Below are 26835 nucleotides of genomic sequence, written 5' to 3'. Positions count from 1 at the left end.
GGACGTCGACCGTGTAGACGTCCCGGCCCATTCACGGAGAGCCTCATGCGCGCCGCATCCCGCGCGCTCCTCGCCCTGGCGCTCGCCCTCCCGGCGGGCACCGCCCGGGCGCAGGTGCAGCAGAACAACCCGGACGCGGCCAATGCCTCGTTCGCCCTGCAGAGCCAGATCCGCACGCTCAACCAGCAGCGGGTCACGGATTACAATACGCTGAACCAGTCGATCCAGCGCAACGTCCAGTTCGAATCGTTCGGGCCGGTCCTGCCCTATCGGGGCCTCTACGGCGGGCACCACGTGGGACGCCAACCGGGACATCATGGCGGCGCCCGCGGCTTCGTCCGGCGCGGCGGCGGCATCAACACGAGCGTGTGCACCGGCTGCTGAGCGGCCGGGATAGCTGCGTGAAGCGGGGAAAGCCCGAAAAAAACCTTTCCCCGCCAGCAGGCTTCGCCCAGAACCTGGGTTCATGGTGGCGGACACATGAATATCCTGCTGATCGGTTCGGGCGGCCGCGAGCACGCCCTGGCTTGGCGACTGGCCCAGAGCCCCCTCTGCACCCGGCTGTTCACGGCACCCGGCAATCCCGGCACCGCCCGGCACGGCACCAACCGGCCGGACCTGACGGTCACCGACCACGCCGCGGTGGCGGCCTTCTGCGCGGCGGAGTCGATCGGCCTCGTGGTGGTCGGCCCCGAGGCGCCCCTGGTCGCCGGTCTGGTCGACGACCTGAAGGCCGCCGGGATCCGCGCCTTCGGCCCGACCCGCGACGCCGCCCGGCTCGAGGGCTCGAAGGGCTTCACCAAGGACCTCTGCGCCGCCTGCAACATCCCGACCGCCGCCTTCGCGCGGTTCACCGCGTTGGAGCCGGCGCTGGCCTATGTCCGGCAGCAGGGCGCCCCGATCGTCGTGAAGGCGGACGGGCTCGCCGCCGGCAAGGGCGTCACGGTGGCCGAGACCCTGGATCAGGCCGAGGACGCGCTCGCCGCCCTGTTCGCCGAGCCCGGCGCCGAGGTGGTGGTCGAGGAATGCCTGTTCGGCGAGGAGGCGAGTTTCTTCGCCCTGTGCGACGGGACGCGCGCCATTTCGCTCGGCACCGCGCAGGACCACAAGCGCGTGTTCGACGGCGACCGCGGCCCCAACACCGGCGGCATGGGCGCCTATTCCCCGGCCCGGGTCGTCACCCCGGAGATCGAGGCCCGGGTCATGGCGGAGATCATCGGCCCGACGCTCGCCGGCATGCGCGCGCGGGGCTGCCCGTTCACCGGCATCCTGTATGCCGGCTTGATGCTCACCGCCGACGGCCCGAAGCTCATCGAGTACAACACCCGCTTCGGCGACCCCGAGGCGCAGGTGTTGATGCCGCGGCTCGCCTCCGACCTCGTGCCGGCCCTGCTCTCGGCCTGCGACGGCGACCTCTCCGGCGTGACCCTCGAATTCGACGCCCACCGGGCCGCCCTCACCGTGGTGATGGCGGCGGCCGGCTATCCCGGCGCCGTGGTGCGCGGCTCGGTGATCCGGGGCGTCGAGGCGGCCGAGGGCGAGGGCGTGTTCGTGTTCCAGGCCGGCACCCGGGCCGAGGGCGGGCAGCTGCTAGCCGATGGCGGCCGGGTCCTGGCGGTCACGGCGCTGGGCGACAGCGTCACGGACGCCAAGGATCGCGCCTACGCCGCGGTGGCGCGGATCGACTGGCCGGAGGGTTTTTGTAGACGCGACATTGGGTTCCGGGCCGTGGCGCGGGAAGCCGGACAGGCCTGACAAGTCCCGGTTTCAAAAGGTCGTCGACCTTTTGCGGGTCCAGGGCAGAGCCCTGGTGTCGGGCAAAGCCCGATATCGGGGCTCCGCCCCAAGCCCCGCCAAAGGGCGAGCCCTTTGGGATCCCCTTACTCGCCGATGGCGGCGCCGGCGGGCCTGCGGTTGTCATTGGCGCCGTAGAGCAGGCCGGGGCGCATGCGCTCCGTGCGCGAGGCGTCGTTGCCCGAGGAGGCCGCCTCCGGGGTGTCGGGCGCGGCGGCGCGCACCGCGATCAGCTCCTCCGCCCCCCAGGGCTTCTGCGCGACGATCGTGTGGCCCATGCCCCGCAGGATCGCCTGTGTGTCGGCCGAGAGCGCGAAGGGCTCGGCGTAGACCGTGTCGGGCAGCCACTGGTGGTGGATGCGCGGGGCGTCCACCGCCTCCTGCGGCTCCATGCCGAAATCCAGCATGTTGATCAGCGTCTGAGCGTTGATCGTGATGATCCGCGAGCCCCCCGGCGAGCCCGCCACCAGCGCGACCTTGCCGTCGCGCAGCACGATCGTGGGCGCCATGGAGGAGAGCGGACGCTTGCCCGGCTGGATCGCGTTCCTGGTGCCCTGCACGAGGCCGAACAGGTTCGGCACGCCGGTCTTGACCGTGAAGTCGTCCATCTCGTCGTTGAGGAAGAACCCCGTGTCCCCCGCGATCACCCCGGCGCCGAAATAGCCGTTGATCGTGTAGGTGAGCGAGGCGGCGTTGCCGGCCCGGTCCATCACCGAGATGTGGGTGGTCTCAGGCCGCTCGTGGGTCTCCAGGCCCGGATCCGGGCGGATCTCGGCCGAGGGGGTCGCCCGGTCCGGCCGGATCGAGGCCCGGAGCTTGTCGAGGTAGGTGGGGGACAGGAACTGGGCGACCGGGTTCGTCACGAAGGCCGGATCGCCGAGCAGCAGGTTGCGGTCGGCATAGGAACGCCGCATCGCCTCGACCATCAGGTGCACGGTGCGGGCCGAATTGAACCCGGCCGCCCGCAGGTCGTAGCCGTCGAGGATGCCGAGGATCTCGCAGAGCGTGACGCCCCCGGAGGAGGGCGGGGGCGCCGACAGGATCGTCGCGCCCCGGTAGCGGCAGGTCAGCGGCTCGGATTCCGTCACCGTGTAGGCCGCGAAATCGGCCGCCGTGAGCAGGCCACCCCCCGCCCGGGAGGCCGCCTCCACGGCCTCCGGGATCGCCCCCTTGTAGAACGCGTCCGCGCCGTGATCGGCGATGGCCTGGAGGGTGCGGGCGAGGTCGGCCTGGACCAGCCGGTCGCCGGGCCGCCAGGGGCTCCCGTCCGGGCGCAGGAAGATGCGGGCGACGTTGGCTTGCGCGGAAAACAGCTTGGTGCCGGATTCGAGGATGTCGGTGTCGCCCCGGGTCAGCACGAACCCGTCCCGGGCGAGCGCGATCGCCGGCGCCATCACCCGCGCGAGCGGCAGGGTCCCGTACTGGGCGAGCGCGGTGTTGAGACCGAGCACGGTCCCCGGCACGCCGGCCGCCTTCCAGCCGCGCAGGCTCGCGCCCTTCACGACGTTGCCGGCGGCGTCGAGGTACATGTCGCGGGTGGCCGCCGCCGGGGCGGTCTCGCGGAAGTTGATGAAGCGGCTCCGCCCGTCGGCCGCGTGCAGCACCAGGAAGCCGCCGCCGCCGAGATTGCCGCAGCACGGGTTCACCACCGCCTCGGCATAGGCCACCGCCACCGCGGCATCGACGGCGTTGCCGCCGGCCTTGAGGATGTCGGCGCCCACCTGCGAGGCGAGGCGCTGGGACGAGACCACCATCCCGTTCTCGCCCTCCACGGCCGGCCCCGAGGCGGCCCGGGCCGGGAGGGGGCCGAGGGCGAAGAGGGCGGCCAGCAGCAGCGCGCGCGCGGGTGCGATCATACGTGCGATCATCCCTGCCCGCTCCGGTGCGGGTTCCGGGCCGCCATATAGGGGATCCGGCGCCGGAGTCGCCGTCCCCGATCGAAACCGCATCCGCAAGGCATTCCGCAAGGCATTCGGCACGGGCCGGAACGCCGCCGGGCTCACGGCTTGTCAGGATGCGGATCCGGATGGGAAGAACGGTTCGGATCAGGCCCCGCCTTCGCGCCGGGGCCGCCGACGGCTAGAATAGGCCGGAACCAGGAGACTCAACGCGTGCAGACAACGGTGCTCGGCATCGAGACGACCTGCGACGAGACCGCCGCCGCCGTCGTCTCGATCGACGCGGATGGCCGCGCGCAGATCCGCGCCAACGAGGTGCTGAGCCAGATCGCGGAGCACGCGGCCTATGGCGGCGTCGTGCCCGAGATCGCGGCCCGCGCCCATGTGGAGGTGCTCGACCGGCTGATCGCCCGCGCCCTGGAGCGGGCCGGAATCGGCCTGCCCGATCTCGACGGGATCGCGGTGGCGGCCGGGCCGGGGCTGATCGGCGGCGTGCTGGTCGGCCTCGTCACCGCCAAGACCCTGGCGCTGGTGACCCGCAAGCCGCTGCTCGCCGTGAACCATCTGGAGGCCCACGCCCTCACCGCCCGGCTGACCGACGGGATCGCCTTCCCGTACCTGCTGCTGCTGGTCTCGGGCGGCCACACCCAGCTCCTCGCCGTGCGCGGCGTCGGCGATTACGTCCGCCTCGGCTCGACCATCGACGACGCCATCGGCGAGGCCTTCGACAAGGCCGCCAAGCTTCTCGGCCTCGGCTATCCGGGCGGCCCCGAGGTCGAGCGCATGGCCGAGGCGGGTGATGCCGAGCGCTTCGCCCTGCCCCGGCCGATGCTGGGCCGGCGCGAGGCGGATTTCTCGCTCTCCGGCCTCAAGACCGCCCTGCGCATCGAGGCGGAAAAGATCGCCCCGCTCGCCGAGCGCGACGTCGCCGACCTCTGCGCGGGCTTCCAGGCCGCGGTGGTCGATGTCGTGGTGGACCGCACCCGGGTCGCGCTGCGCGGCTTCTCGGGTGTCGCCGGACGGCCCACCGCCCTGGTGGCCGCGGGGGGCGTGGCGGCGAACGGCGCCATCCGTCGGGCGCTCGCCGCACTGGCCGGCGAGGCGGGCTTGAGCTTCGTCGCCCCGCCCCTCCAGCTTTGCGGCGACAACGGCGCGATGATCGCCTGGGCCGGCCTGGAGCGCCTGCGCCTCGGCCTCGTGGACGACCTCACCGCCCCGGCCCGGCCGCGCTGGCCGCTCTCGGCCGATCCGGCCGGCGCTTCGGTTCAAGCCGGATGACCGAGGCAGCGCGGCGTGCGCAATGGCGCGATCTGGTCGAGCGCCGCCTGCCCGGGGCCGCCCGGCCGGACTGGCCGGTGCGCCTCGACCATTGCTTCGCGCGGATCCTCCTCGACAACACCTGCGGTGGCCCCTGGCGCGACCAGATCCGCCCGCCGGCTTACGCCAACACGCCCCTCGATCAGCTTGAGGTCGCGATCGCGCTGGGCGAGGCCGTGCTCGCCGGGGATGCGGATCTCGCCCTCCTGAACCGCCGCTCCCTCGCGTGGCGCGGCAAGATCGCCTGCGCCCCGGTCCCCGACGCCCTCCGGGACGGCGACCTGATCCTGCGCCGCTGGCGTCCGGAGGACACGGCGCCCTTCGCGGCCCTCAACGCCGACCCGGCGGTGATGGCCCACTTCCCCCGCCCCCGGACGGCGGCGGAGAGCGCCGCCGAGGCCGGGATCCTCGACCGGCGCTTCGTGGCGGACGGGTTCGGCCCCTGGGCGCTGGAGCAGGCGGGCCGATTCATCGGCTTTGCCGGCGCGATGCGGATCCTGCGGCCCCTGCCCTTCCCGGGCGGCGACCGGCCCGGGCGTACGGTGGAACTGGTGTGGCGCCTCACGCGCGACGCCTGGGGACAGGGCTTCGCCACGCGGGCCGCGCGCCGCGCGCGCGCCGACCTGTCGGAGCGCTGCGGCATCGGCGCCGTGGTCGCCTTCACGGCGGCCGGCAATGCCCGGTCCCGGGCCGTGATGGAGCGCCTCGGCATGGTGCCGGCCGGAACCTTCCCGCACCCGGCGGTGCCGGAGGGACCGTTGCGCGAACATGTGCTCTACCGGCTGGACTGCGCCGACAGGGAGGCTGCCGCATGAGCGCGGGCGCTGCGATCAACGTCGTCGGCGGCGGGGCCTGGGGCACGGCGCTCGCCAACGCCGCCGCGGCGGCCGGACATCCCGTCACCCTCTGGCTGCGCGACCCCGAAGCCGCCGCCAGGCTCCAGGCCGGGCGCGAGAATCCCCGCTACCTGCCGGGCGTACCGCTCCACCCGGCCATCCGGGCGACCGCGGAGGCCGACGCCTTGGCCGGCGCCCGGGCCACGCTGCTGGTGGTCCCGGCCCAGACCGTGCGCGGCGTGCTGGAAGCCCTGCGCCCTCCCCTGGCCTCGGCCGGGCCGGTGATCCTCTGCGCCAAGGGAATCGAGCGCGGCAGCGACAGCTTCATGAGCGCCGTGGCGGGGCAGGTCCTGCCGCCGGGCACGCCCGTCGCGGTCCTGTCGGGCCCGAGCTTCGCGGCCGACGTCGCCCGCGGCCTGCCCACGGCCGTGACCCTGGCGGCCGCCGATGCCGGCCTCGCCGCGTCCCTGTCGGCGCTGCTCTCGGGGCCGAGCCTGCGCCTCTATCACACCGACGACGTGCGCGGCGTCGAGATCGGCGGGGCCGGCAAGAACGTGCTGGCCATCGCCTGCGGGATCGTGGCCGGCCGCGGTCTCGGCGAGAGCGCCCGGGCGGCGCTGATCGCCCGCGCCTTCGCCGAATTGATGCGCTTCGCGAAGGGATTCGGCGGCCGGCCCGAGACGCTGATGGGCCTCTCGGGGCTGGGCGATCTGGTGCTCACCGCCTCCTCGCCGCAATCGCGCAACTTCGCCTTCGGGCAGCGGCTCGGCGCCGGGGCGAGCCCGGAGGAGGCCGCGGGCGGCAAGCTCGCCGAGGGCGCCTTCACGGCCGCGGCGCTCGCGGGCCTCGCGGCCGCGCAGGGCGTCGAGATGCCGGTGGCGCAGGCGGTCGCGGCGATCGTGGCGGGCACGGCCGGGGTCGACGATGTGGTCGCCGGGCTGCTGGCGCGACCGCTGCGGGGGGAGACGGATGCGTGACGCGCTCCGCTGAACTGCCATCTGTCCAGCTTGGGCATGAAGTCTCGTCCCGAAGCCCGGGACGCCGATGCGTGTCGGCGCAGCCCTGACCGCCGCCGGCGCAGCCCGGCACCAGGCCTCTGCCCTGGACCCGCGAAAGGGCGAGCCACAGCCCTTTTAGGTGTTTGCGGAAGCAACGAGACAGGGGCCAAGGGCACTCTCCTCCCCTGGCGATCCCGGGCCTGCCCGGAATCGCTCAAGCTTGTGGGGAGGAGTTTGGGGATCGCAGATCCCGCGTGGGGGTGGTGCAGACGGCACCGCTGCGCCTCATCCTGCACCACCCCCACCCCTGGCCCCTCCCCACAAGGGGGAGGAAAAAGGCGGTGCTCTTTCAGGACGTGGGAGCCACGACTTGCGATCCTTGCAGCCAGCCCGAACACCTTAAAGGGCTGGGGCTCGCCCTTTCGAAACCCGGACGGGATCCGGCCGCTCACGCCACGGCGGCGACCGGATCCTCGGCGTTCCCGTGGGTGTATTCGGCGAAGATTGCGATCGGCGAGGGCCGGCCCAGCAGGTAGCCCTGCGCGAGGGTGCAGTGCTCCGCGGCCAGGAAGGACAGCTCCTCGTCGGTCTCCACGCCCTCCGCCACGACGGCGAGGCCGAGGCCGCGCCCCAGGCCCAGCACGGAACGCACGATCGCGGCCCCCTGCGGGTTGCTGTGCACCGCCTTGATGAACGAGCGGTCGATCTTGATCCGGTCGAACGGGAAGGAGCGCAGGTTCGACAGCGAGGAGTAGCCGGTGCCGAAATCGTCCATGGCGATCCGCACGCCGAGCGCCTTGAGCTGGCGCAGGGTGAGCAGCGCCCGCGCCGGATCGCGGATCAGCGCGGTCTCGGTGATCTCGATCTCCAGGCGCTCCGCCTTCAGGCCGCTCTCGAACAGGGTGCCGTGGACGAACTGCACGAAATGCGGGTTGTGGAGCTGCACCGCCGAGACGTTGACGGCGATCGCGAGCGGCTGCGGCCAGAGGGAAGCGGTCCGGCAGGCCTCGCGCAGCACGAAGGCGCCGATCTCCAGGATCGCCCCGGTCTCCTCGGCGATCGGCACGAAGAGGTCCGGGGGGACCGGGCCGCGCTCCGGGTGGCGCCAGCGCAGCAGCGCCTCGAAGCCCGTCACGGCCCCGGTGTCGATCCGCGTCTGCGGCTGGTAGACGAGGTCCAGCTCGCCCCGGGACACCGCGTGGCGCAGGTCGTGCTCCAGCATGCGCCGGTCGCGGATCTGGGCACCCATGCTGGCGTCGTACCGGCGGCAGGTGCCGCGCCCCTCGGCCTTGGCCCGGTACAGGGCGGCGTCGGCGTGGCTCAGGAGCGCGCGCTGATCCTGCGCGTCGTCCGGATAGATCGCGATCCCGATGCTGGTGGCGATCACCGGGCCGGCGGCCGCCGGCACTGCCGCCAGCGTCGCCAGGATGCGCTCGGCCAGCCGTTCGGCCGAACCGTCCCCCTGCGGGATCAGGATCGCGAACTCGTCGCCGCCGAGACGGGCCATCAGCTGCGTCGGATCGAGCAGGCCGCCGACGCGCAGCGCGAGGTCGCGCAGCATCGTGTCGCCAGCGGCGTGGCCGAACAGGTCGTTGACCTCCTTGAAGCGGTCGAGGTCGAGGCAGAGGACGGCGAGCCGGGTGCGCTGCGTGTCCGCCGCGCGCATCTCCCGCTCCAGCCGGGCGTGGAAGCTCGTCCGGTTGGCGAGCCCCGTCAGGGCGTCGTGGTGCGCGAGGAAGTGAATCTGGCTCTCGGCGCGGCGGCGGGCGCGCAGGTCGCGCACCGCCACGGCGTGATGCAGCTGGCGGCCGTACTCCGCCATCGGCCGCAGGATCACCTCCACCGGGATGGTCCCGCCGCCCGCCGGGACGAGCTCGGACTCGACGGCCTCTCCGGCCGTGCCGGCCGTCGCCGCGAGCCCGGGCAGGTAGGTGGACAGGCTGGCGCCCACCAGGGACGCGGCCTCGGTCCCGGCGAGCCGGGCGAAGGCCTCGTTGGCGCTGACGATCTGGCCGCCGCGGCACACGACGAGGCCCTCGACGGCCGCGTTGGCGAGGCTGCGCAGGCGCTCGCGCTCGGATTCGGCGCGCCGACGCTCCCGCAGGTCGATCAGGAGGGCGGCCCCGGCCAGGAGCAGGATCAGCGAGCTCGCCAGGGCGACGGCGGCGGCGAGCCACTCGGTCCGGATCGCGCTCTCCGGGATCGCCACCGTGGGATCGGGCTGGATGGTCACCGCGCCCATGCCGGTGAAGTGATGGCCGCAGATCGCCAGGATCAGCAGCCCGGCGCCGAGGGCCCGGCCCCGGACGGTGCTGGCCGAGAGGCCCGCGACCAGCGCCATCGCCCCCAGCACGGCGCCGACCGCCACCGAGACGACGACCACCGCCGGGTTCCAGATCAGATGTCCCGGCACCTCATAGGCCGCCATGCCGGTGTAGTGCATCGCCGCGATGCCGCCGCCCACGACGGCGCCGCCGAGCGCCGCCCGCCCCCGGCCGCCCATGGTCGCCAGGGCGAAGCCGAGCCCGGTGATCGCGACCGCATCGGCATAGGAGAGGAGCGTCAGGCCGACCCCGTAGCCGGAGGGCAGCCCCGGCGCGTAGGCCAGCATGGCCAGGAAATGCGTGGCCCAGATCCCCGAGCCCCCCGCCGCCGCGGCGACCGCGAGCCACAGGTAGCGGCCGCGCTGGCCCGCCCGCCCGGCATGGGTGAGCAGCGCGATCGCCGTCGCGCTCGCCAGGGTGCAGACCAGGGCCGCGAGGGCCACCAGCCACAGGTTGTGTTCCCCGACGAAGCAGCCGATCACGGTCAGCATATAGACAATCAGCGGTAGTTATATGGAGTTCTTTCAAGAATTACTGAGGGTTGAAGATTAATATCCGAACAACAGGGGTGATCGATCGCGCTTCGAACGAATGGCCGGTCGAATTGGTCCGCGGGCGGACCGATCCGCCCACCCACGGACGGTGCGGGTTCGCGCGACGCGGGGGGCTTGAGCCCGGCCCTGTGGGCCAGCCTTGCAGGCCTGCGCGGCGTCCGACCGGGGCGGCATCGCCCCCGTGAAGCGTGGCAACGCGATCGGGAACCGCTAAGGCGGGGTGCGCCGCCGAACCGGGCGGCCGGTGGGGATGCGGCGATGGCGTACTGGCTGTTCAAATCCGAGCCCGCGACCTGGTCGTGGGACCAGCAGGTCGCGGCCGGCGGGGCGGGTACGTTCTGGAACGGGGTGCGCAACCACCTCGCCAAGAAGCACCTGATGGCCATGCAGGTCGGCGAGCGGGGCTTCTTCTACCACTCGAACGAGGGCAAGGCGGTGGTCGGCATCGTGGAGGTGATCCGGCCCTATTATCCGGACCACACCGACGAGAGTGGCCGCTTCGGCATGGTCGACGTGCGCGCCGTGGAGGCGCTGCCCCGCCCCGTGACGCTTGACGCCATCAAGGCCGATCCGGCGCTCGCCGACATGGTGCTGGTGAACAATTCCCGCCTGTCGGTGCAGCCGGTGACCGAGGCCGAATGGGACAGGCTGCGCGCGTTGGGCTCCGTACCGGAGACCTGATGCGCGTGCTATCAAGAGCATGACAAGGAGCACTCCCCATGGTCCATGCCCTGCACGCCGCCACCGTGGCCAGCATCTCCGACCTGAAGAAGAACCCGATGGGCACCGTCGCCGCTGGCGAAGGATTCCCGGTCGCGATTCTGAACCGCAACGAACCGGCGTTCTACTGCATCCCCGCCAAGGCCTACGAGGATCTGCTGGCGCGGATCGAAGACCTTGAATTGCATGCCCTTGCGGATTCCCGGGAAGGGCAAGCCATTCATCGCGTCACGCTCGATGAGCTATGACCTCGCCTTCCTCGACGAGGCGCTGAAGGAATGGCGCCGGCTCGATGCACCCGTACGGGATCAGTTCAGAACCAAGCTCGCCGAGCGCCTGCGTGACCCGAAGGTCCCGTCGGCCCGCCTTCACGGCGCGAAGGAACGGTACAAGATCAAGCTGCGCAGCGCAGGGTTCAGGTTGGTCTACGAGGTGCGCGACCGGGACCTCATCGTGCTCGTCGTCGCAGTGGGCAAGCGGGAGCGCAACGAGGTCTACCGGATCGCGGCCCGTCGGACGGCGGAGTGACGCTCACGCCGCCCGGTTGAGCGCCCCCCGGGCCGGTGCCGCGGGCTCGGCGTCGATCTCGACCGGCGGCAGCGTATCCATCACCCGGGAGGCCGGCAGTGTCACCACCACCTCGGTGCCCTCCCGGGGCTTCGAGGCGAGCTGGAACTGGCCGCCATGCAGCTCCACCAGCCCCTTCACGATCGGCAGGCCGAGCCCCGAGCCCTGCTCGGCGGTCTTGATCGCCAGCGAGCCGCGCCCGAACGACGACAGGACCGTGCCGAGCTCGTCCTCGGGAATGCCCGGCCCGCTGTCCTTCACCGAGACGTACTGCCCGCCCGAGGCGGTCCAGCCGACCTTCAGCCAGATCGCGCCGCCCGGGGGCGTGAACTTCACGGCGTTCGACAGGAGGTTCAGCACGATCTGGCGCAGGGCCCGCTCGTCCGCCCAGAGCCGCGGCAGGGTATCGTCCACGAGGTCGTGGAAGGTCTGGTTCTTGGCCTTGGCGCGCAGGCCCATCATGTGGCGGCACTCCTCGACCACGTGGGCGAGCTGCACCGGCTCCTCGTTCAGCTCGTAGCGTCCCGCTTCAATGCGTGAAAGATCGAGGATCTCGTTGATCAGGTTGAGGAGATGCAGCCCGCTATCGTGGATGTCGTTGGAATATTCCCGGTACGACGGCGCGATGTGGGCGCCGAACACCTCGTTCTTCATCACCTCCGAGAAGCCGAGGATCGCGTTGAGCGGCGTGCGCAATTCATGGCTCATCGTGGCCAGGAACCGGGACTTGGCGAGGTTCGCCTCCTCGGCCCGGCGGCGGGCCTCGTCGGAATTGGCCTTGGCCTGCTCCAGTTCGCCGAACACCGCGTCCTTCTCGGCGCGCGAGCGCAGGGCGCCCATGGTCGCCGCGTAGAGGCGGCGGGACAGGCCGAGGAAAAACAGCTGCGCGCCCCCCGCCATCGTGACGAGGAGCAGCGCGTCCGCCGCGCGGGAGAAGGTGGCGAGCGACGCGGTGGCCAAAGCCAGCGGCACCAGGGCGGCGATGGCCGCGAGCGGCACCGTCGCGGCCAGCATGGTGGTGACCGCCGAGGCGATGACGAGGCCGATCAGCGCGAAGGTCCAGCCGCCGGTGGCGCCGAGCCCGATCATCGCCGCCCACGACAGGCTCTGCAGCACCTCGCCGATCAGGAAGCTGCGGCGCCAGCGCCGCAGCGGGATCGTCTCGGGGTCGGCGTTCAGGAAGCGCCGGCTCAGCGTCGTGTTGAGCGTGATCATCAGGAACACGCCGAGCGCCCAGGCGGCGGCCACCGCCGGCGGGATCCAGAAGGTCGCCGCCGCGGCGAGCGCCGCCGCGAAGCCCGCCAGCGGGATGCCGGCACCGGCTCGGGACTGCGCGTAGTGGCGCAACAGCTCGTAGTCGAAGGCCCGCTCCAGCCCGGTCTGCGAGGTCAGCTTCTCGCGCGCCGAGCGGATCTCGCGGGCGACCCCGAGGCGGCGGGCGGCCTCCTCCGTCGAGGGGCCGCGACCGCGCTGGACCATCTCGACGGTGAGATTGGGCATACGCGCACTGAAACTCGAAAAAAGCGGTGTCGGCCGGGAATCGCTCCGTGAGGATGAGGCGGATATGTTAAGAAGGGGCTGCCGGCATTGCTCGGATCTTAGTCATTCCTGGCTGTGGCGAGGCTGACCTGCCGTTCGGCTCGATGTGCGATCACGCACATCGCGCGCGCGATCAGGCTCGTTAGGGTCCAGGGCCCGGCCGGCCCTCACCGCACGGCGCGCCGCCAACCGAAGCGTCCGGGCTCACGCGTCGATCAGGGATCGCCGATCATGCCGAAGCTCACCGTCAACGGCGTCGCGCACGAGATCGACGCCGATCCCGACATGCCGCTGCTCTGGGTGCTGCGCGATCGGCTCGACGCCACCGGCACCAAGTATGGCTGCGGCATCGCGCAATGCGGCGCCTGCACGGTCCATCTCGACGGCCAGCCGGTCCGGGCCTGCCAGACCCGCCTCGGCGATGTCGGCACCGCGCAGGTGACCACCATCGAGGGCGTCAACGGCCGGGTCGCGGACGCGGTCCAGGCCGCGTGGCGCAAGCTCGACGTGGTCCAGTGCGGCTATTGCCAGTCCGGCCAGATCATGTCGGCGATCGGCCTGCTCTCGGGCAACGCCAAGCCCAGCGACACCGACATCGACGGTGCCATGGACGGCAACATCTGCCGCTGCGGCACCTACCAGCGCATCCGTGCGGCGATTCACGAAGCCGCGCGCAGCCTCGCCTGATCCGTCCCGGCGCCCACCTTCCTCTGCCCTTCGCCCGCCCCGCCCCGCGGTCCCGACCGGAGCCTCGCCGCCATGCTGAACGCCCGTCGACCGAGCACCCTCCCCCTCCGTCCGAGCCGCCGCGGCCTGCTGGCGGGCGCCGGCGCCCTCGTGGTGGCGTTCCGGCTCGATCCGAAGCCCGCCCGCGCCGCCGCCGGCCCGAACCTCGCCGACGTGAAGGCGCAACCCAACGCCTTCGTGCGGATCGGCGCGGACGACACCGTGACCGTGGTGATCAAGCACCTCGACATGGGCCAGGGGAACACGACCGGCCTCGCCACCATCCTGGCCGACGAACTCGGCGCCGACTGGTCGAAGGTCCGCACCGAATTCGCGCCTGCCGACGCGACGCTCTACAACAACAGCCTGATGGGCCCGATCCAGGGCACCGGCGGCTCGACCGCGGTGGCCAATTCCTGGTTCCAGCTGCGCAAGGCGGGGGCCGCCGCCCGCGAGATGCTGATGGCCGAGGCGGCCTTCCGCTGGAAGGTGCCGGTCTCCGAGATCACGGTCGCCGACAATGTCGTGCGCCACGGCCCGTCCGGCCGGCAGGCCCGGTTCGGGGAGCTCGCGGCCTCGGCGGCCTCGCTCCCGGTCCCGTCCGAGCCGCGGCTCAAGGACCCGAGCGAGTGGAACCTGATCGGCGCGAAGGTGCCGCGCCTCGATTCCGTCGCCAAGACCAACGGCACGGCGATCTACTCGCTGGACATCCGCCGCCCCAACCAAGTCACCGCGGTCGTGGCCCGGGCGCCGCGCTTCGGCGCCACCGTGAAAAGCTTTGATGCAGCGGCCGCCCGGACGGTGGCGGGCGTCCTCGACGTGGTACAGGTGCCGAGCGGTGTGGCGGTGATCGCCCGCGACACCTGGGCGGCCATGAAGGGCCGCGAGGCGCTTACCGTCGCCTGGGACGACAGCACCGCCGAGACCCGCTCGTCCGACGCGATCCTCGCCGAGTACCGGGAGCGGGCCAAGGGCCCGGGCCTGACGGCCTCCGAGCGCGGCGACCCGCAGGCAGCGCTCAAGGGTGCCGCGACGGTGATCGAGGCCGAGTTCACCTTCCCCTATCTCGCCCACGCGGCGATGGAGCCGCTCAACGCGACGATCGAGAAGGCGGCCGACGGCGGCTACGACGTCTACGCCGGCTTCCAGTTCCAGACCGTCGAGCAGGCCACCATGGCGGCGATCCTCGGCGTGACGGCCGACCGGGTGCGGCTGCACAGCAACTGGGCCGGCGGCTCCTTCGGCCGCCGGGCGACCCCCACCGCCGATTACCTCGCGGAGGCCGCCACCATCCTCAAGGCGTCCGGCGAGAAGGCGCCCGTGCACCTCGTCTGGACCCGCGAGGACGACATGGCCGGCGGCTATTACCGCCCGACCGTGCTCCATAAGGTCCGGGCCGGCATCGACGCCAAGGGCGCGGTGGTCGGTTGGGACCACGTCATGGTCGGCAAGTCGATCATGATCGGCTCACCCTTCGAGGCGATGATCGTCAAGAACGGCATCGATTCCACCACCGTGGAGGGCGCCTCCGACACGCCCTACGCGCTGGCGGCCTACCGGTTCGGCGTCCACAATGGCCGCGAGGGCGTGCCGGTGCTCTGGTGGCGCTCGGTCGGTCACACCCACACGGCCCACGTGATGGAGGTGATGATCGACGAGCTGGCCCATGCCGCGAACGTCGATCCGGTGGCCTACCGGCTCTCCCTCCTGACCCAGGCGCCGCGGCTGTCCGGCGTGCTCAAGCTCGCCGCCGACAAGGCCGGCTGGAGCGCCAAGCCGCAGGAGCCGGGCCGCGGCCTCGGGGTCGCGGTCCACGAATCCTTCGGCTCCTACGTCGCCATGGTGGCGGACGTGACCGCGCAGGATGCGGCGATCCGGGTCAACCGGATCGTGGCGGCGGTGGATGTCGGCGTGCCGGTCAACCCGGACGTGATCCGCGCGCAGGTCGAGGGTGCGGTGGGCTTCGCCCTGTCGGCGGTGCTGCGCAACCGCATCACCCTCAAGGACGGACAGGTGCAGGAGCACAATTTCGACGCCTACGAGCCGACCCGCATGAGCGAGATGCCGAAGGTCGAGGTCTACATCGTGCCGAGCCAGGTGGCGCCCACCGGGATCGGCGAGCCGGGCGTGCCGGTGCTCGGCCCGTCGATCGCCAATGCGGTCTTCGCGGCGACCGGCCGGCGCCTGCGCTCCCTGCCCCTCGACCTCTCCGGCGTGAAGGGCGCGTGAGGAATCGCACCTCCCTGCGCCGCGTATCGGCGTAGGACGAGAGGGTCTTCCCCCAAGGCAAGAGACCAACTCACGACGGCGCGGCGCGACACCGCGCCGTTTCTTTTTGTGGCCTCACCGCGCCATCTCGGGGGCATGCCGTTCGACGACACCGCCGCCCGCCTCCGCGCCTGCCGCCTCTGCCGGGACAGCCCGCTCTACGGCCCGCCCCTGCCCCAGGAGCCCCGGCCGATCGTCCAGGGCAGCACCGGCGCGCGCCTCTGCATCGCCAGCCAAGCCCCCGGCACCCGCGCCCACCGGACCGGGATGCCGTTCATGGACCCGTCCGGCGTCCGGCTGCGGTCCTGGCTCGGCCTCGACGAGGCGCGGTTCTACGACGCCGCCAAGGTCGCCATCCTGCCGATGGGCGCATGCTTCCCCGGCCTCGACGCCAAGGGCGGCGACCGGCCGCCGCGCCGGGAATGCGCCGAGCGCTGGCGGGCGGAACTGTTCGCCGGGCTTCCGGACCTCGCGCTGATCCTGGTGATCGGCCAGTACGCGCAGGCCTGGCACCTGGGGAGGCTTGAGGATGGGCTCACCGGCACGGTGCGGCGCTGGCGTGAGATCCTCGCCGAGCCCCGGCGCCCCCGGGTGCTGCCCCTGCCCCACCCGTCCTGGCGCAACAACGGCTGGCTCAAGCGCGAGCCCTGGTTCGAGGCGGAGCTGCTGCCGGTGCTCAAGGCGGAGGTGGCGCGGGTGCTGGCGGGGTGAGCCGGACCGTGGCAACGCATCTTGGGACAAGCACCCTGCAGCAGCGGCGCCACAGGGCAGGCGCCTGCGCTGGGGCGGTGGATCAGGGCGCAGCTTTCCCTTGAGTGAGCCGGCTTACTGAGACAGGATATTGCATCAGCCAAACCTTCGGAGTGGGTTGATCAATGTCAGATGCGAGACGACGCCGCGTATGGCTCGAAGGCTACAGCCTGACGACCGCCGAAATTCTCTATCACCTGCCGGACTACCCGCATCTGCTGCAGACCTTCATCTGGCAGCAGCATGATCTCTTCCCGCAACTGCCGGAACTGCGAAAATTCCTGGCCTTCTGGCAGAGCCGGCTCGATGGTCCGCTGCATTCCGTGAAGGTCATGCACTGCCGGCTCCTGAAGCCGGCCGAACTGCGCGCGGTGTCGGGCGACTTCCTGCTTCACTGAGCGAAGGCCCAACGGTCCGGGCCACCGCCTGAACGTCCTCCACCGACGGTGGCCGGGCGCCGGCCGCGCATTGACAGGCCGCGCCCGGCCGTGATCCGTGCCGCGACCCGGAAGGACGCCCGATGCCCGAGATTGCCGACCCCCGCGACCGCCTGATCGTGGCCCTCGACCTGCCGGGCGTGGCCGAGGCCGAGGCGCTGATCGACCGGATCGGCGATGCCGCGACCTTCTACAAGATTGGCTACCAGCTCGGCTACGCGGGCGGGCTGGCCCTCGCCGAGCGCCTGGCGGCGCGGGGCCTCAAGATCTTCCTCGACCTGAAGCTCCACGACATCGGCAACACCGTCGAGGCGGGTGCGCGCGCGGCCTCGGGGCTCGGCGCCACCTTCCTCACGGTCCACGCCTATCCGCAGACCATGCGGGCGGCGGTCCGGGGCCGGGGCGCGGGCCTGAAGATCCTCGCCGTGACGGTGCTGACCTCCTACGACGACGCCGACGCCGCGGAGGCCGGCTATGGCCTGCCGGTGGCGGAACTGGTCGCCCGGCGCGCCGCCCAGGCCGCCGAGATCGGCATCGACGGCCTCGTCTGCTCCGCGGCCGAGGCGGCCTCGGTCCGGACGGTCGTCGGGCCGGACCGGCTGATCGTCACCCCGGGCATCCGCCCGGCGGGCGCGGAGGCCGGCGACCAGAAGCGGGTGATGACCCCCGGGGAGGCCCGGCGGGCCGGGATCGACCATGTCGTGGTCGGGCGCCCGATCACCGGCGCCGCCGACCCCCGCGCCGTGGCGCAGGCGATCGTGGCCGAGATGGCCTGATCGGGATTGCTTTCCCGCGGCCCCGGCCCACTTCGCCTCGCACGGAGGAGACGCAGCATGACGAAGGGCTATTGGATCGCGCGGATCGATGTCCGCGACGCGGAGGCCTACAAGGCGTACGTGGCGGCCAACGGCGTCGCCTTCGCCAAGTTCGGTGGGCGGTTCCTCGTGCGCGGGGGCGCCCATGAGGCGGTGATGGGCCCGGCCCGGTCCCGCAACGTGGTGATCGAGTTCCCGAGCTACGACGACGCCCTCGCCTGCTGGAATTCCGACCTCTATCAGGCCGCCAAGGCCAAGCAGCGCGGCGGCGTCGAGGCCGAGATCCTGGTGATCGAAGGCTATGACGGCCCGCAGCCCAGCGCCTCGGAGCCGGCGCCGGAGGTGGGGCCGGCGTCCGAGTAGGGCTCGGGATGCGGTGAAAAGTACATTTGGGCGGGGCCTCAGCGCCCCGTCGGCGCCAGGCTCCGCAGCAGGAACGCCGTCATGGCCGCCACGGACGGCGCCGGCTGGAGCGGCGACTTCCCGACCAGCACCGGGTGCGTGTAGCGGGCGATCGCGGCGTGGACGCAGGCCGCCGCCTCGGCGGGATCCGCGGCTTCGAACACGCCGCTGGCCACGCCGTCGCGGATGATCCGCTCGATCCCGGCAGTGATCCGGGCGACGTGGTGGCGGCAGACCTCCCAGCTCTCCGCCATCGCGGCCTCGATCATCTCGTGGAGCCGCGGAAACGCCTCGCAGCGCCGGGTGCAGTCGCGGTGCAGGGTCTCGATCGCCGCCACGAACCGCTCGGTGGGGTTGAGGCCGGGCCGGTCGGCGATCTCCGAAATCAGCGCCTCGACCTCGCCGATCAGGCGTTCCAGCACCGCCTCGTTGATCGCCTTCTTCGAGTCGAAGAAGCGGTAGACGTTGGCCGGGCTCATCTTGAGCGTCCGGGCGATGTCGGCCACCGTCGTCTTCTGGTAGCCGATCTCACGGAAATACGCGTCCGCCGTCGCGAGGATGCGGCTGCGCGTGTCGGGCGCGCAGTCCTCCGTCAGGCATGAAGTCGGGTCGGCGAGGGACATGCGTCCTCACTAGGGCATGCGGGCGCGGAGCGTCAAAGACGTCAGTCCGGCTGAGGTTCCCCTGCGGCCGGTGCGCGCGTGCGGAACCGCGCCGGGCGGCGCCGATTGCCCCGGCATCCGGCCGCGAAAGCGGTACACCGCCAGGGATCTATAGATGAGCTTTACCGACACCCGAGCCCTGATCACCGGGGCCGATTCCGGCATCGGCCAGGCAACCGCCGAGCTGTTCGCCCGCGAAGGGGCCGACGTGGCGATCACCTACCACACCGACGAGGCCGGCATCCGCGAGACCGCCGCCCGGGTCGAGGCGGCCGGGCGCCGGGCGCTGGTGCTGCAACTCGATGTCGGCGACCCGGCGGCGGTCACGGCCGCCTTCGACCGGATCGGCAGCGAGTTCGGCACCCTCGACATCCTGGTGGCCAATGCCGGGCAGGCCATGAGCGGCGTGCCGGTGGCCGAGATGGACGACGCGCTGCTGGAGCGGATCCTGCGGGTGAACCTGATGGGCCCGCTGTTCTGCGCCCGCCCGTTTATCAAGATGCGCAAGGCGCAGGGCGGCAACGGCAAAATCGTGTTCGTCTCCTCCGTGGCCCAGCACCTGCCGACGCCGGAGAGCGCCCCCTACGGCATGTCGAAGGCCGGGCTCGGCTCCCTGTGCCGCTCCCTGTCGCGGGAACTCGCCGAGGACCGGATCAACGTGAACAACGTCGCCCCGGGCCTGATCGAGACCCCGATGACCGCCGATCGGTTCGAGAAGACGGAGGTGCTCGACCAGTCCCTGGAGCGGATCCCGTGGCACCGGGCCGGCCAGCCGGAGGAGATCGCCCGGGCAATCCTCTACCTCGCCTCGGACGCCGCCGATTACGTGACCGGCCACACCCTGGTGGTCGATGGCGGGCTGACGATGCAGTGGGGCGGGGCCTGAACGCAAAAGGGCGCCGGATCCGATCCGGCGCCCGCATGGCCTGACGCGTCGAACGTTCGGTCGGACTTACGAACCGAACTGCGAGCCCAGCCGCTCGAGGTATTCGGCGAGGTCCACGCCGCCGACCCGCTTGCCGTAATCGAACCGCATGCCTTGGCGGATATCGATGCTGGCATCCCGCGTGGTCAAGGTGAAGGGCCGGACGCAGACCCAGGCGCCGTCGCGGCGGTGCTCGAAGTAGCCGAGGATCTCGTGCTTGGCCATAACCTGTCCTCCGGTGTGAAGTTTGGAGACACAACGGTCATGCCGGCCACAGGTTCGCGTGGGGCGACTGTTTTTCGTACCCAGTTCCGGAGGTGCCGCGTATTCGGAAGTCCGGGGCCGGCGGAACCGACCGGATCTGATCTCGCCTGAGCTTGGCCGTAACTGGCTTCGCGCCGTGTGCGGCCGTGCCGCTCACCGCCAGCGGTCGAGGATCTCGGCGGTCGTCATGGTCTCGACCTGATGGCCGTAGCGCATGCGGTACATCAGCAGCAGCGCATCGTGCGCCTCGTCGCAGGAGCTGCACAGGGCGTCGGTGGCCAGCACGATGCGGTAGCCGAGATCGACGCCGCCGAGCACCGCGGCCAGCACGCAGACATCCGTCTCCGCCCCGGTGACGATCAGAGTGTCGGCCCCCCGCGCCCGCAGGCGGGCGTCGAGGTCCGTGTCGAGCCAGGGCGAATAGACGTCCTTGTCGACGACGTCCGCGGGCGGGACGAACCGGGCGAGATCGGGGACGAGATCGATCAGATCCGGGTCGAGGCGCTCGCGGGTCATGCCGGCCCAGCGCTGCGAGTAGGTCGCCCAGGTCCCGCGCCCCTCGCCCGGCCGGGCGGCCGGGATGAACCGGGTGAAGATGGTCCGCTCCGGGTGCGCCTCGGCGAGGCGGCAGACATGCGGCAGGACCCGCGGCATCCACGGGGTCTGCCAGTCGGTTGATTCGGCGAACATGCGCTGCATGTCCACGCACAGATGGAGGCAGCCCTCGCCGAGGGGTTCGACGGGGGGCCCGCCCTTTTGAGCGCGGCTGTCCGTCGGTCGAGCGTTTCCAGATCCCATGATCGCGCAATCGGGTGCGCCGGGGGGAGTTCCTGCGGCAGAATGGGAGGCGAGCCTCCTACCGGTCGGCCTTCGCGCCGGACGTCGTCAGCTGGAGGTAGCGCTCGGTGGTCGGCCCGATCAGCTTGCGCACCGCCTCCGCCATGCCCTGCTCTTCCTTGAGCGATTGCTGGAACGCCGTCCGGTGCCCCTGCTGGCCGGCGGCGTCGGCGATGACCAGCAGCGACTCGTAGGCCGCGATCTCGAAATTCTCGAAGGCGTGGTTGGCGTAGGTGTTCTTCAGGATCTCGTCCTGGGCCGGGGTATGGCCCAGGGCCATCATGTTGCCGACGAAGCCCAGGAACCCCTCCTTGAGGGCCGAGGGGCTGTCGCCGAGGCTCTGGAGCGCCTCTTCCAGGCGATCGCGCTGGCCGTGCGTCTCCGCGATGTGGCGGCGCAGGGCCTGCTCCATCTCCGGATAGTGCTCCAGGCGCTCGACCTGCCGCTCCATGATCTGCAGGGCCTGCATTTCGACGGCATGGGTGTTCTTGAGGGCCGTGACGTAGATCTCGCGCGCGTCGGTGGTCATGGGGTACCTCTGTCTGCTGGCGGGCTCCGTGGCCCATTCGGACGGGAAACCCAGGCGGGGCGCGGCCAAGTTCCGGGCGGCCCAGCCCGAACAGGAGGTCGCGGGCGCCCCTCCGGACCCGCCGCCGGCCTGACCGTCGGGCCCGTCAGTGCAGGGCGTGGCCGCGCGCGATCCGCTGGCGCGCCGCCAAGTGCTGGCCGATCTCGAGCAGCAAGGTCTCGGTCAGCGCCAGCATGGGCGCCTCGCCGAATTGCGAGAGCGCGTTGTGCAGGGACAGGCACAGATCCGCGGCTTGGTTGAGGGCATCGATCGGGGCTTCGTCGCGCTGGGCGAAGGCCGTGCCGGCGGATTTGCTGTCCGAGATCTCGACGATCACGCCCCGGCCCGTCGTCGGGCGGCCCTGCGCGTCGTGGTAGAAATGCCCGCGGGTGAACAGCCAGCGCAGCCGGCCTTCCGGCGAGCGCACGCGGTACTCGGCCGTGTAGGAGCCGCCGGACTGAACGCAGGTCAGGATCACCTGCGAGATATGCGCCTGATCGTCCGGATGGACCGCTTCCAGGATCTCGGACAGGCTGACCCCGGCCCGCGACCGGGCGGGGCTGATGTTGAACAGCAGGGCACTGACCGGATCGGCCCGTGCCACGTCCGCGCGGATGTCCCACATCCAGAAGCCGACGCCGCCGGAGGTCTCGAGGGCTGCGGCGAGCGCGGCCTCCGATACGACGTCGTCCGCCGCCTGATCCATCTGAACCGTCCCTCGCCCGACCGGGCCGTCCCGCGTCGTCACGTCCATGCGCCCCATCGGCGCCTGCAGAGCGCCTCACAACCCGCCCGCCCCCGGGGGAGCCTTTCGTCGGTCCGCGACCGGGCAGCCGGTGTTTTGTAAGAGGATCTCAACTGCAGATCGATGATCGGGCGCATCGTGTCTACAGCAAGTGTATGTCCCGCCTGCATCGGGCCCGCGCGTGCGGCGCCGGGCTCGCTGGATCACCACCGCGACAATCGCCGGACGATTGCGTGACGGCAAAGCTTGGTGGAGGGACTGGTCTTCGCGTGTTGCGCGCTTCACCGGCCCGGGTTGGACCGAGTCTCGCCCCTCCCCCGGCAGGACCCTATGCAGGGCCTGTGCCTGGCTGATCTCCGCAGCCGCTACTGAGGCGTGGTCATATTGTTATTGCCACCCGTGAGTTCGCGGAACCGGAGGGTGCTTTCGCATATTCGGGACGAAAATTAGTTGTAGGGAAGATGCCGATTTAAGGCTATGTGAACGGGTCCATGCAGACCGGAGACCAGGATGCGCCGTCTCGCGCTTGAATCCGCAGTGCTGTCCCTGCTGGCGTCTACGGTCGTCTTCCCGGTCACAGGCTACGCGAAGCCGAAGCAGGTCCGCCTGCCCATGCTGGAAGTGCCCGACGATCTCGGCCTGATCCTGAAGAAGCCCAATTTCGGAAGCCGCGCGACGCTGTTGCGCTCGCCGGTCGAGCTGTCGGACGTGAAGGATCGGCATGGGCTGGAGCGGGAGCAGCGCCTGTGGAGCCGTCTCAACGGCTCCCTGTGCGTGGGCTGCGGCGGGGCCCCGAGCGCGGTCTATGGCCGGGCGCCGGCCATGCGCCGGGTGAACTACGTCGATCCGATCGCCGTCCTGAACGCGAAGCCCGCCTCCGCCGCCGCGACGGTCGTGGCGAGCCGTGCGGTCGCGCCGGCGCGGTCCGCCCGCGTCCACCTCGCCCATCGGCGCCCGCACCGGTCGCGCCTCTACGCGTATTACAGCCGGCTGCGCTACGCCGTGCTGAAGTGGCGCCGGCACCACCACCATCCCCGTCGCCGGGTCCGGGCCGTCCAGCACGGTGCGGCATCGCCCGTCTGACGCCACGTCCCGCGCCTCAGGCAGGTCGCGTCCCGGCCCGGTGAAAGCGACGGCGGAACCTGAGGTGGGATTGGGCCCGCCAGGCCTTGAGCCAGCCGAAGAACGCGCGCTGAAACAAGCGCTTGGCGCTGTGCCCGATCGTGGCGCGAGCGAGCACGGTTCTAAATCCCTGGCAAAGCTCCGCTTTCGCTGGCTGCACCCGGGAAGGTGGCGGCGCGGGGCCGTTTGACGCGATGCTTCCGGATTCCCGGCCAACATCCGGGATCCACTGAGCTTTCGTCCTCTGGCGCGCTCGCCGAACCGGCGCCGTGCCGGCGGAGCAGGCTCACGGGTCCGCGCGGCCGGCCTCAAGCGGCCCGCAGGGCCTCGATCTCGGCGAGCGTGACCGCCGTGCGGGCCCGGAGCGTACCGAGCATCGGCGCGACATCCTCCCCGGCCCGGCAGGCGGCCTCGACCGCCCGGCAGGTCTCGGCGAGCCCGGCAAAGCCCACCATGCTGGCCGCCGACACCATCGCGTGGGCGTCCAGCAAGAGCCGGTCGCGGCTCGTCTCGGGCGCGGCGGCGCCGAACCGCTGGGTCAGCTCCTTGGCCAGCATCGCCAGCAGGTCGTTCATCCGGGCGCGCCCGACCATCTCGGTCATCTCGTCGAGGACCGCGCGGTCGATCGTGGCGGGCGGTGCCGCCGCGGGTGCCCCGGTCCAGCGGTCGATCACGGCGAGCAGGGCCTGCGCGCGGAACGGCTTGCCGACATGGTCGTCGAGGCCGGCCGCGCGCAGCTCGGCCACCTGCTCCGGCAGGACGTTCGCGGTCATCGCCACGATCGGCAGCCGACCCCGCGGCTCGCCCAGCGCGCGGATCCGCCGGGTCGCCGCGATCCCGTCCATCACGGGCATCTGCACGTCCATCAGCACGAGGTCGTAGGGCCGGGCCTGGACGGCCGCCACCGCGGCGACCCCGTCGCCCACCACATCGACCGCATGCCCGGCCCGTTCGAGGATCGTCCGGGCGAGATCCTGGTTCAGCGGCACGTCCTCGGCCAGCAACAGGTGCTTGCCGGTCGCCCGGGCCAGCGCGGCGGACGGCGCCGCGACGGGCGTGGCCGGCTTCGCCGCGGGGAGCGCGACCTCGAACCAGAAGATCGAGCCGCACCCCACCGCGCTCGCCACGCCGATCGTCCCACCCATCAGCTCGACGAGGGATTTCGAGATGGCGAGGCCGAGGCCCGTCCCGCCATATTCGCGGCTGATCGAGCCGTCGACCTGCGAGAACCGCCGGAACAGGCGGTCGCACTTGTCCGCCGGGATGCCGATCCCGGTGTCGTGGATCTCGAAGCGCAGGCGACCCGGGCCGGCCGCGATCGTCAGGCCGATGCGCCCCGCCGGGGTGAACTTCACCGCGTTGGTGAGCAGGTTGAGCAGGACCTGACGCAGCCGGTCCTCGTCGCCCTCGATCCAGGCCGGCAGGTTCGGGTCGCAGGTGACCGCGAGCGCGAGGCCCTTGCGCTCGGCCGAGGGGCGCACGATCGAGACCGCGTTGTCGATCAGCGCCGCGAGGGCGAAGGGCCGGGGCACGATCTCGACCTGTCCGGCCTCGACCTTCGAGAAGTCGAGGACGTCGTTGACCACCGTGAGGAGCGCCGCCCCGGCGGTGCGGATGCGGTCGGCGTGCCGGCGCGCCGCCGGCCCGAGATCCGGCTCGTCGAGGAGCAGGTCGGCGTAGCCGATCACCCCGTTGAGCGGCGTGCGGATCTCATGGCTCATGGCGGCCAGGAACTCGCTCTTGGCCGCGCTCGCACGCTCGGCCTCCAGCCGCGCCGCGTCCGCCACGGCCTTGGCGGCGAGCAGGTCCGCCTCGGCGGCCTTCCGGGCGGTGATGTCGATGTTGAGGCCGATCATCCGCCGCGAGCGCCCGTCCGGTCCGGGCGCGGCGCGGCCGACGCCGTTGATCCAGCGCATGCGGCCCTCCGCATCCGGGACCCGGAACTCGATCGAGAACGTCTCGCCCGTCTCGGCGGCCGCCGCGGCGACCTCCAGGGCGCGCTCGCCGTCCTGGCGGTCGATCAGGGTCAGCCAGGTCTGCGCGTCGAGCGCGTATTCCCGCTCGGTCTCGATCCCGTGCAGGCGCGCGCTCCCCGCCGACCACGTGATCCGGCTGCTGTCGAGGTCGAGGTGCCACGTGCCCGCCTTGGCGGCCTGCTGGGCCAGCAGCAGCAGACCGCTCGCATCCTCGACGGCGCGCCGCGACGTCACGATCTCGTCGATGTCGAGGGCCGTGCCGAGCATCCCGACCATCGCCTCGCCCTGCCAGATCGGCAGGACCACGACCTTGTGCCAGCGATAGGCACCGTCCTGCCGCCGCAGCCGCCCCTCGACCTCGTAGCCGGTCCGCTGCGCGCGCGCATTGCGCCACAGCTGCTCCATCCGCTCCGCATCCTCCGGGTGGTTGCGGGCGAGGCGCGCGGCCCGGGACGGACCGATCGGACCGTAGTAATCCTCGAAGCGCCGGTTGACGTAGGTCGCCTCCCCGGTCTCCACGGAGGCGATCCAGACGAGCTGCGGCAGCGCGTCCGCCAGCGCCCGGTAGCGCGCCTCGCTCAGGCGCAGGGCTTCCTCGGCGGCCTTGCGGGCGCTCACGTCGCGCAAGGTGGCCACGTAGCCGTCGGCCGCCCCGGTCGCCCGGGCGTGGGTCAGGCTGAAGGAGATCTCCAGCCAGACCCAATGGCCGTCCCGGTGCCGGTAGCGCTGGCAGGTCAGGGCCTGCGCGGTGCGGCCGCTGGTCAGCCCGTCGAGGACGGCGCGGTAGGCCGCCACGTCGTCGGGATGGACGAAGTCGAGGGGCTGCGTCCCGATCAGGTCCTCCGGATCGTAGCCCAGGACGGCGCGCACGGCGGGCGACACGTAGCGGCGGCAGGTCGTCAGGTCGGACCAGATGACGATGTCGGTGCTGTTCTCGGTGAGCAGCCGATAGCGGCGCTCGCTCTCCTCCACCGCCTGCTCGGCGATCCGGTGCTGCGTCACGTCGGTGACGGTCAGGACCGCCCCGCCATCCGCGAGGCCGGAGCGGCGGACCTCCAGGGTGATCCCGGTGGGCAGGCGCCAGTCGAACAGGGGCGGAAGCGCCCCCAGGTCGCGTCCGGCGCTCCCGAGCCGCAGACCGGTCTCGGCGGCCGCGAAGTCGCCCCGGGCGCGCTGGTAGGCGTGGATGTCCGGGAAGGCGACGCCCGCGTGCAGCACGTCGCCCGGCAGGTCGAGCAGCGCCGCGGCGCTGCGGTTGAACACGCGGACCCGTTGGGCGGCGTCGAGCACCACGAGGCCCTGGTCCATGCTGTCCAGCATTCCGCGCAGGAGCTGGTCGGTTTCGTGGGCGCGCCGCTCGGACCGGACGAGGTCGCTCACGTCGAGGAGCATGCCGTGCAGGGCGACGAGGGCGCCGTCGGGCCCGAATTCCGGCACGCCCTGGATGATCGCGTCGAGGCCGGTGCCGTCCGGCCGCACGATGCGCGCCCGCGCCTGATAGGGGTCCGCCGGCCGGTCCCCGGACAGGATCCCCTCCACCCGCGCGGTCACGCCGGGGCGGTCGTCCGGATGATAGCAGGCGAAATGGTCCGCGAAGGCGAGGTCGCGCGCGTCCGGTACGCCGAGGAGGCGTGCGAGCCCGGCCGAGCGGGTGACGCGGCGGGTCGACGGATCGAGGCGCCATTGGCCGAAGCCGGCCGCGCCGTCCCAGCTCTCCGGATCGCGCCCGGAGGCGGGCCCGACGGGGCTCGGCGGCGCGGCCGGGGGAGGCGCAGCTGTCTGCATCGGCGC

General features: G+C 71.8%; 25 protein-coding genes. 16 read left to right on the top strand and 9 right to left on the bottom strand.

The window, feature by feature from the left end; translation table 11 throughout:
• The first annotated feature begins 45 nt into the window (after positions 1 to 45).
• Both AAHG09_RS15695 and purD read left to right on the top strand, forming a co-directional pair.
• The gene (locus AAHG09_RS15695) at positions 46 to 384 is read left to right on the top strand and encodes a hypothetical protein (protein WP_342108350.1); all 339 of its coding nucleotides are present in this window, start codon (positions 46 to 48) and stop codon (positions 382 to 384) included.
• Between the two features lie 96 nt (positions 385 to 480).
• A complete protein-coding gene (gene purD / locus AAHG09_RS15690) occupies positions 481 to 1755 on the top strand; it encodes a phosphoribosylamine--glycine ligase (protein WP_342108349.1) in 1275 nt (424 codons plus the stop codon).
• A 125-nt stretch (positions 1756 to 1880) separates the two neighbouring features.
• Here purD and ggt read toward each other — a convergent pair whose 3' ends face one another.
• Positions 1881 to 3650, bottom strand: a complete 1770-nt coding sequence (gene ggt / locus AAHG09_RS15685; protein WP_342108347.1) for a gamma-glutamyltransferase — start codon at positions 3648 to 3650, stop codon at positions 1881 to 1883.
• Between the two features lie 255 nt (positions 3651 to 3905).
• Here ggt and tsaD point away from each other — a divergent pair, with 255 nt between their 5' ends.
• Genes tsaD through AAHG09_RS15670 form a run of 3 tightly spaced genes read left to right on the top strand, consistent with a single transcriptional unit; the run spans position 3906 to position 6822 of the window.
• Positions 3906 to 4970, top strand: coding sequence for a tRNA (adenosine(37)-N6)-threonylcarbamoyltransferase complex transferase subunit TsaD (tsaD, locus tag AAHG09_RS15680; RefSeq protein WP_342108346.1), 1065 nt, complete (start codon positions 3906 to 3908; stop codon positions 4968 to 4970).
• Positions 4967 to 5824: a GNAT family N-acetyltransferase gene (locus AAHG09_RS15675; RefSeq protein WP_342108344.1), complete on the top strand. Its 858-nt coding sequence runs from the start codon at positions 4967 to 4969 to the stop codon at positions 5822 to 5824. The genes tsaD and AAHG09_RS15675 overlap by 4 nt, the downstream gene beginning before the upstream one ends.
• The gene (locus AAHG09_RS15670) at positions 5821 to 6822 is read left to right on the top strand and encodes an NAD(P)H-dependent glycerol-3-phosphate dehydrogenase (RefSeq protein ID WP_342108343.1); all 1002 of its coding nucleotides are present in this window, start codon (positions 5821 to 5823) and stop codon (positions 6820 to 6822) included. Before AAHG09_RS15675 ends, AAHG09_RS15670 begins: the two co-directional genes overlap by 4 nt.
• Before the next feature lie 469 nt (positions 6823 to 7291).
• Here the strand turns inward: AAHG09_RS15670 and AAHG09_RS15665 are convergent, their stop codons facing one another.
• Positions 7292 to 9658, bottom strand: a complete 2367-nt coding sequence (locus tag AAHG09_RS15665) for an EAL domain-containing protein (RefSeq protein ID WP_342108342.1) — start codon at positions 9656 to 9658, stop codon at positions 7292 to 7294.
• Between the two features lie 321 nt (positions 9659 to 9979).
• On the opposite strand from AAHG09_RS15665, the gene AAHG09_RS15660 reads away from it, so the two are divergent.
• Genes AAHG09_RS15660 through AAHG09_RS15650 form a run of 3 tightly spaced genes read left to right on the top strand, consistent with a single transcriptional unit; the run spans position 9980 to position 10969 of the window.
• Positions 9980 to 10402: an EVE domain-containing protein gene (locus AAHG09_RS15660; protein WP_342108341.1), complete on the top strand. Its 423-nt coding sequence runs from the start codon at positions 9980 to 9982 to the stop codon at positions 10400 to 10402.
• 38 nt (positions 10403 to 10440) lie between these two features.
• Positions 10441 to 10689 carry a type II toxin-antitoxin system Phd/YefM family antitoxin gene (locus tag AAHG09_RS15655; protein WP_342108340.1) on the top strand — a complete coding sequence of 83 codons (249 nt, stop codon included), beginning with the start codon at positions 10441 to 10443 and terminating at the stop codon, positions 10687 to 10689.
• Positions 10679 to 10969: a type II toxin-antitoxin system RelE family toxin gene (locus tag AAHG09_RS15650; protein ID WP_342108339.1), complete on the top strand. Its 291-nt coding sequence runs from the start codon at positions 10679 to 10681 to the stop codon at positions 10967 to 10969. The genes AAHG09_RS15655 and AAHG09_RS15650 overlap by 11 nt, the downstream gene beginning before the upstream one ends.
• Before the next feature lie 3 nt (positions 10970 to 10972).
• Here AAHG09_RS15650 and AAHG09_RS15645 read toward each other — a convergent pair whose 3' ends face one another.
• Positions 10973 to 12508: a sensor histidine kinase gene (locus AAHG09_RS15645; protein WP_342108338.1), complete on the bottom strand. Its 1536-nt coding sequence runs from the start codon at positions 12506 to 12508 to the stop codon at positions 10973 to 10975.
• Positions 12509 to 12778: 270 nt separating this feature from the next.
• On the opposite strand from AAHG09_RS15645, the gene AAHG09_RS15640 reads away from it, so the two are divergent.
• From AAHG09_RS15640 to AAHG09_RS15615, 6 genes are all read left to right on the top strand, one after another.
• Entirely contained in the window at positions 12779 to 13234 is a 456-nt protein-coding gene (locus AAHG09_RS15640) for a (2Fe-2S)-binding protein (protein ID WP_342108337.1), read from the top strand.
• Between the two features lie 72 nt (positions 13235 to 13306).
• Complete coding sequence (locus AAHG09_RS15635; RefSeq protein ID WP_342108335.1) at positions 13307 to 15502, top strand: xanthine dehydrogenase family protein molybdopterin-binding subunit; 2196 nt, start codon at positions 13307 to 13309, stop codon at positions 15500 to 15502.
• Positions 15503 to 15637: 135 nt separating this feature from the next.
• Positions 15638 to 16252: a uracil-DNA glycosylase family protein gene (locus tag AAHG09_RS15630; protein ID WP_342108333.1), complete on the top strand. Its 615-nt coding sequence runs from the start codon at positions 15638 to 15640 to the stop codon at positions 16250 to 16252.
• A 164-nt stretch (positions 16253 to 16416) separates the two neighbouring features.
• On the top strand, positions 16417 to 16689 hold the full coding sequence (locus AAHG09_RS15625; RefSeq protein WP_342108332.1) for an usg protein: 273 nt from the start codon (positions 16417 to 16419) through the stop codon (positions 16687 to 16689).
• A 122-nt stretch (positions 16690 to 16811) separates the two neighbouring features.
• The gene (gene pyrF, locus AAHG09_RS15620; RefSeq protein WP_342108331.1) at positions 16812 to 17504 is read left to right on the top strand and encodes an orotidine-5'-phosphate decarboxylase; all 693 of its coding nucleotides are present in this window, start codon (positions 16812 to 16814) and stop codon (positions 17502 to 17504) included.
• 57 nt (positions 17505 to 17561) lie between these two features.
• Complete coding sequence (locus AAHG09_RS15615; protein ID WP_342108330.1) at positions 17562 to 17906, top strand: DUF1330 domain-containing protein; 345 nt, start codon at positions 17562 to 17564, stop codon at positions 17904 to 17906.
• 38 nt (positions 17907 to 17944) lie between these two features.
• Here AAHG09_RS15615 and AAHG09_RS15610 read toward each other — a convergent pair whose 3' ends face one another.
• Entirely contained in the window at positions 17945 to 18568 is a 624-nt protein-coding gene (locus AAHG09_RS15610) for a TetR/AcrR family transcriptional regulator (RefSeq protein ID WP_342108329.1), read from the bottom strand.
• A gap of 154 nt (positions 18569 to 18722) precedes the next feature.
• Between AAHG09_RS15610 and AAHG09_RS15605 the strand changes: the two genes are divergently transcribed.
• Positions 18723 to 19493, top strand: a complete 771-nt coding sequence (locus AAHG09_RS15605) for an SDR family NAD(P)-dependent oxidoreductase (protein ID WP_342108328.1) — start codon at positions 18723 to 18725, stop codon at positions 19491 to 19493.
• 66 nt (positions 19494 to 19559) lie between these two features.
• On the opposite strand, the gene AAHG09_RS15600 is transcribed toward AAHG09_RS15605, so the two are convergent.
• The 4 genes from AAHG09_RS15600 to AAHG09_RS15585 form a co-directional block, all read right to left on the bottom strand.
• Positions 19560 to 19757: a hypothetical protein gene (locus AAHG09_RS15600; RefSeq protein WP_161393407.1), complete on the bottom strand. Its 198-nt coding sequence runs from the start codon at positions 19755 to 19757 to the stop codon at positions 19560 to 19562.
• A gap of 192 nt (positions 19758 to 19949) precedes the next feature.
• On the bottom strand, positions 19950 to 20594 hold the full coding sequence (locus AAHG09_RS15595) for a cysteine hydrolase family protein (RefSeq protein WP_342108326.1): 645 nt from the start codon (positions 20592 to 20594) through the stop codon (positions 19950 to 19952).
• A gap of 58 nt (positions 20595 to 20652) precedes the next feature.
• Positions 20653 to 21162 carry a ferritin-like domain-containing protein gene (locus AAHG09_RS15590; RefSeq protein ID WP_342108323.1) on the bottom strand — a complete coding sequence of 170 codons (510 nt, stop codon included), beginning with the start codon at positions 21160 to 21162 and terminating at the stop codon, positions 20653 to 20655.
• 145 nt (positions 21163 to 21307) lie between these two features.
• Positions 21308 to 21955 carry a PAS domain-containing protein gene (locus AAHG09_RS15585; protein ID WP_342108322.1) on the bottom strand — a complete coding sequence of 216 codons (648 nt, stop codon included), beginning with the start codon at positions 21953 to 21955 and terminating at the stop codon, positions 21308 to 21310.
• 501 nt (positions 21956 to 22456) lie between these two features.
• Here AAHG09_RS15585 and AAHG09_RS15580 point away from each other — a divergent pair.
• Positions 22457 to 23029 carry a hypothetical protein gene (locus tag AAHG09_RS15580; RefSeq protein ID WP_342108321.1) on the top strand — a complete coding sequence of 191 codons (573 nt, stop codon included), beginning with the start codon at positions 22457 to 22459 and terminating at the stop codon, positions 23027 to 23029.
• A gap of 347 nt (positions 23030 to 23376) precedes the next feature.
• Here AAHG09_RS15580 and AAHG09_RS15575 read toward each other — a convergent pair whose 3' ends face one another.
• Entirely contained in the window at positions 23377 to 26829 is a 3453-nt protein-coding gene (locus AAHG09_RS15575; protein ID WP_342108319.1) for a PAS domain S-box protein, read from the bottom strand.
• Positions 26830 to 26835 lie beyond the last annotated feature (6 nt).

Origin of the sequence: Methylobacterium guangdongense (assembly GCF_038442355.1) — a bacterium.
Lineage (GTDB): Bacteria > Pseudomonadota > Alphaproteobacteria > Rhizobiales > Beijerinckiaceae > Methylobacterium > Methylobacterium guangdongense.
Note: the sequence above shows the minus strand (reverse complement) of the source record. Positions and strands in the feature narration are given on the sequence as shown.

Excerpts from the sequence above, each read along its gene's own strand:
- AAHG09_RS15695 (WP_342108350.1), top strand. The coding sequence starts at position 46 with ATGCGCGCCGCATCCCGCGCGCTCCTCGCCCTGGCGCTCGCCCTCCCG.
- purD (WP_342108349.1), top strand. The coding sequence starts at position 481 with ATGAATATCCTGCTGATCGGTTCGGGCGGCCGCGAGCACGCCCTGGCT.
- ggt (WP_342108347.1), bottom strand. The coding sequence starts at position 3,650 with ATGATCGCACCCGCGCGCGCGCTGCTGCTGGCCGCCCTCTTCGCCCTC.
- AAHG09_RS15675 (WP_342108344.1), top strand. The coding sequence starts at position 4,967 with ATGACCGAGGCAGCGCGGCGTGCGCAATGGCGCGATCTGGTCGAGCGC.
- AAHG09_RS15670 (WP_342108343.1), top strand. The coding sequence starts at position 5,821 with ATGAGCGCGGGCGCTGCGATCAACGTCGTCGGCGGCGGGGCCTGGGGC.
- AAHG09_RS15665 (WP_342108342.1), bottom strand. The coding sequence starts at position 9,658 with ATGCTGACCGTGATCGGCTGCTTCGTCGGGGAACACAACCTGTGGCTG.
- AAHG09_RS15660 (WP_342108341.1), top strand. The coding sequence starts at position 9,980 with ATGGCGTACTGGCTGTTCAAATCCGAGCCCGCGACCTGGTCGTGGGAC.
- AAHG09_RS15655 (WP_342108340.1), top strand. The coding sequence starts at position 10,441 with ATGGTCCATGCCCTGCACGCCGCCACCGTGGCCAGCATCTCCGACCTG.
- AAHG09_RS15650 (WP_342108339.1), top strand. The coding sequence starts at position 10,679 with ATGAGCTATGACCTCGCCTTCCTCGACGAGGCGCTGAAGGAATGGCGC.
- AAHG09_RS15645 (WP_342108338.1), bottom strand. The coding sequence starts at position 12,508 with ATGCCCAATCTCACCGTCGAGATGGTCCAGCGCGGTCGCGGCCCCTCG.
- AAHG09_RS15640 (WP_342108337.1), top strand. The coding sequence starts at position 12,779 with ATGCCGAAGCTCACCGTCAACGGCGTCGCGCACGAGATCGACGCCGAT.
- AAHG09_RS15635 (WP_342108335.1), top strand. The coding sequence starts at position 13,307 with ATGCTGAACGCCCGTCGACCGAGCACCCTCCCCCTCCGTCCGAGCCGC.
- AAHG09_RS15630 (WP_342108333.1), top strand. The coding sequence starts at position 15,638 with ATGCCGTTCGACGACACCGCCGCCCGCCTCCGCGCCTGCCGCCTCTGC.
- AAHG09_RS15625 (WP_342108332.1), top strand. The coding sequence starts at position 16,417 with ATGTCAGATGCGAGACGACGCCGCGTATGGCTCGAAGGCTACAGCCTG.
- pyrF (WP_342108331.1), top strand. The coding sequence starts at position 16,812 with ATGCCCGAGATTGCCGACCCCCGCGACCGCCTGATCGTGGCCCTCGAC.
- AAHG09_RS15615 (WP_342108330.1), top strand. The coding sequence starts at position 17,562 with ATGACGAAGGGCTATTGGATCGCGCGGATCGATGTCCGCGACGCGGAG.
- AAHG09_RS15610 (WP_342108329.1), bottom strand. The coding sequence starts at position 18,568 with ATGTCCCTCGCCGACCCGACTTCATGCCTGACGGAGGACTGCGCGCCC.
- AAHG09_RS15605 (WP_342108328.1), top strand. The coding sequence starts at position 18,723 with ATGAGCTTTACCGACACCCGAGCCCTGATCACCGGGGCCGATTCCGGC.
- AAHG09_RS15600 (WP_161393407.1), bottom strand. The coding sequence starts at position 19,757 with ATGGCCAAGCACGAGATCCTCGGCTACTTCGAGCACCGCCGCGACGGC.
- AAHG09_RS15595 (WP_342108326.1), bottom strand. The coding sequence starts at position 20,594 with ATGGGATCTGGAAACGCTCGACCGACGGACAGCCGCGCTCAAAAGGGC.
- AAHG09_RS15590 (WP_342108323.1), bottom strand. The coding sequence starts at position 21,162 with ATGACCACCGACGCGCGCGAGATCTACGTCACGGCCCTCAAGAACACC.
- AAHG09_RS15585 (WP_342108322.1), bottom strand. The coding sequence starts at position 21,955 with ATGGACGTGACGACGCGGGACGGCCCGGTCGGGCGAGGGACGGTTCAG.
- AAHG09_RS15580 (WP_342108321.1), top strand. The coding sequence starts at position 22,457 with ATGCGCCGTCTCGCGCTTGAATCCGCAGTGCTGTCCCTGCTGGCGTCT.
- AAHG09_RS15575 (WP_342108319.1), bottom strand. The coding sequence starts at position 26,829 with ATGCAGACAGCTGCGCCTCCCCCGGCCGCGCCGCCGAGCCCCGTCGGG.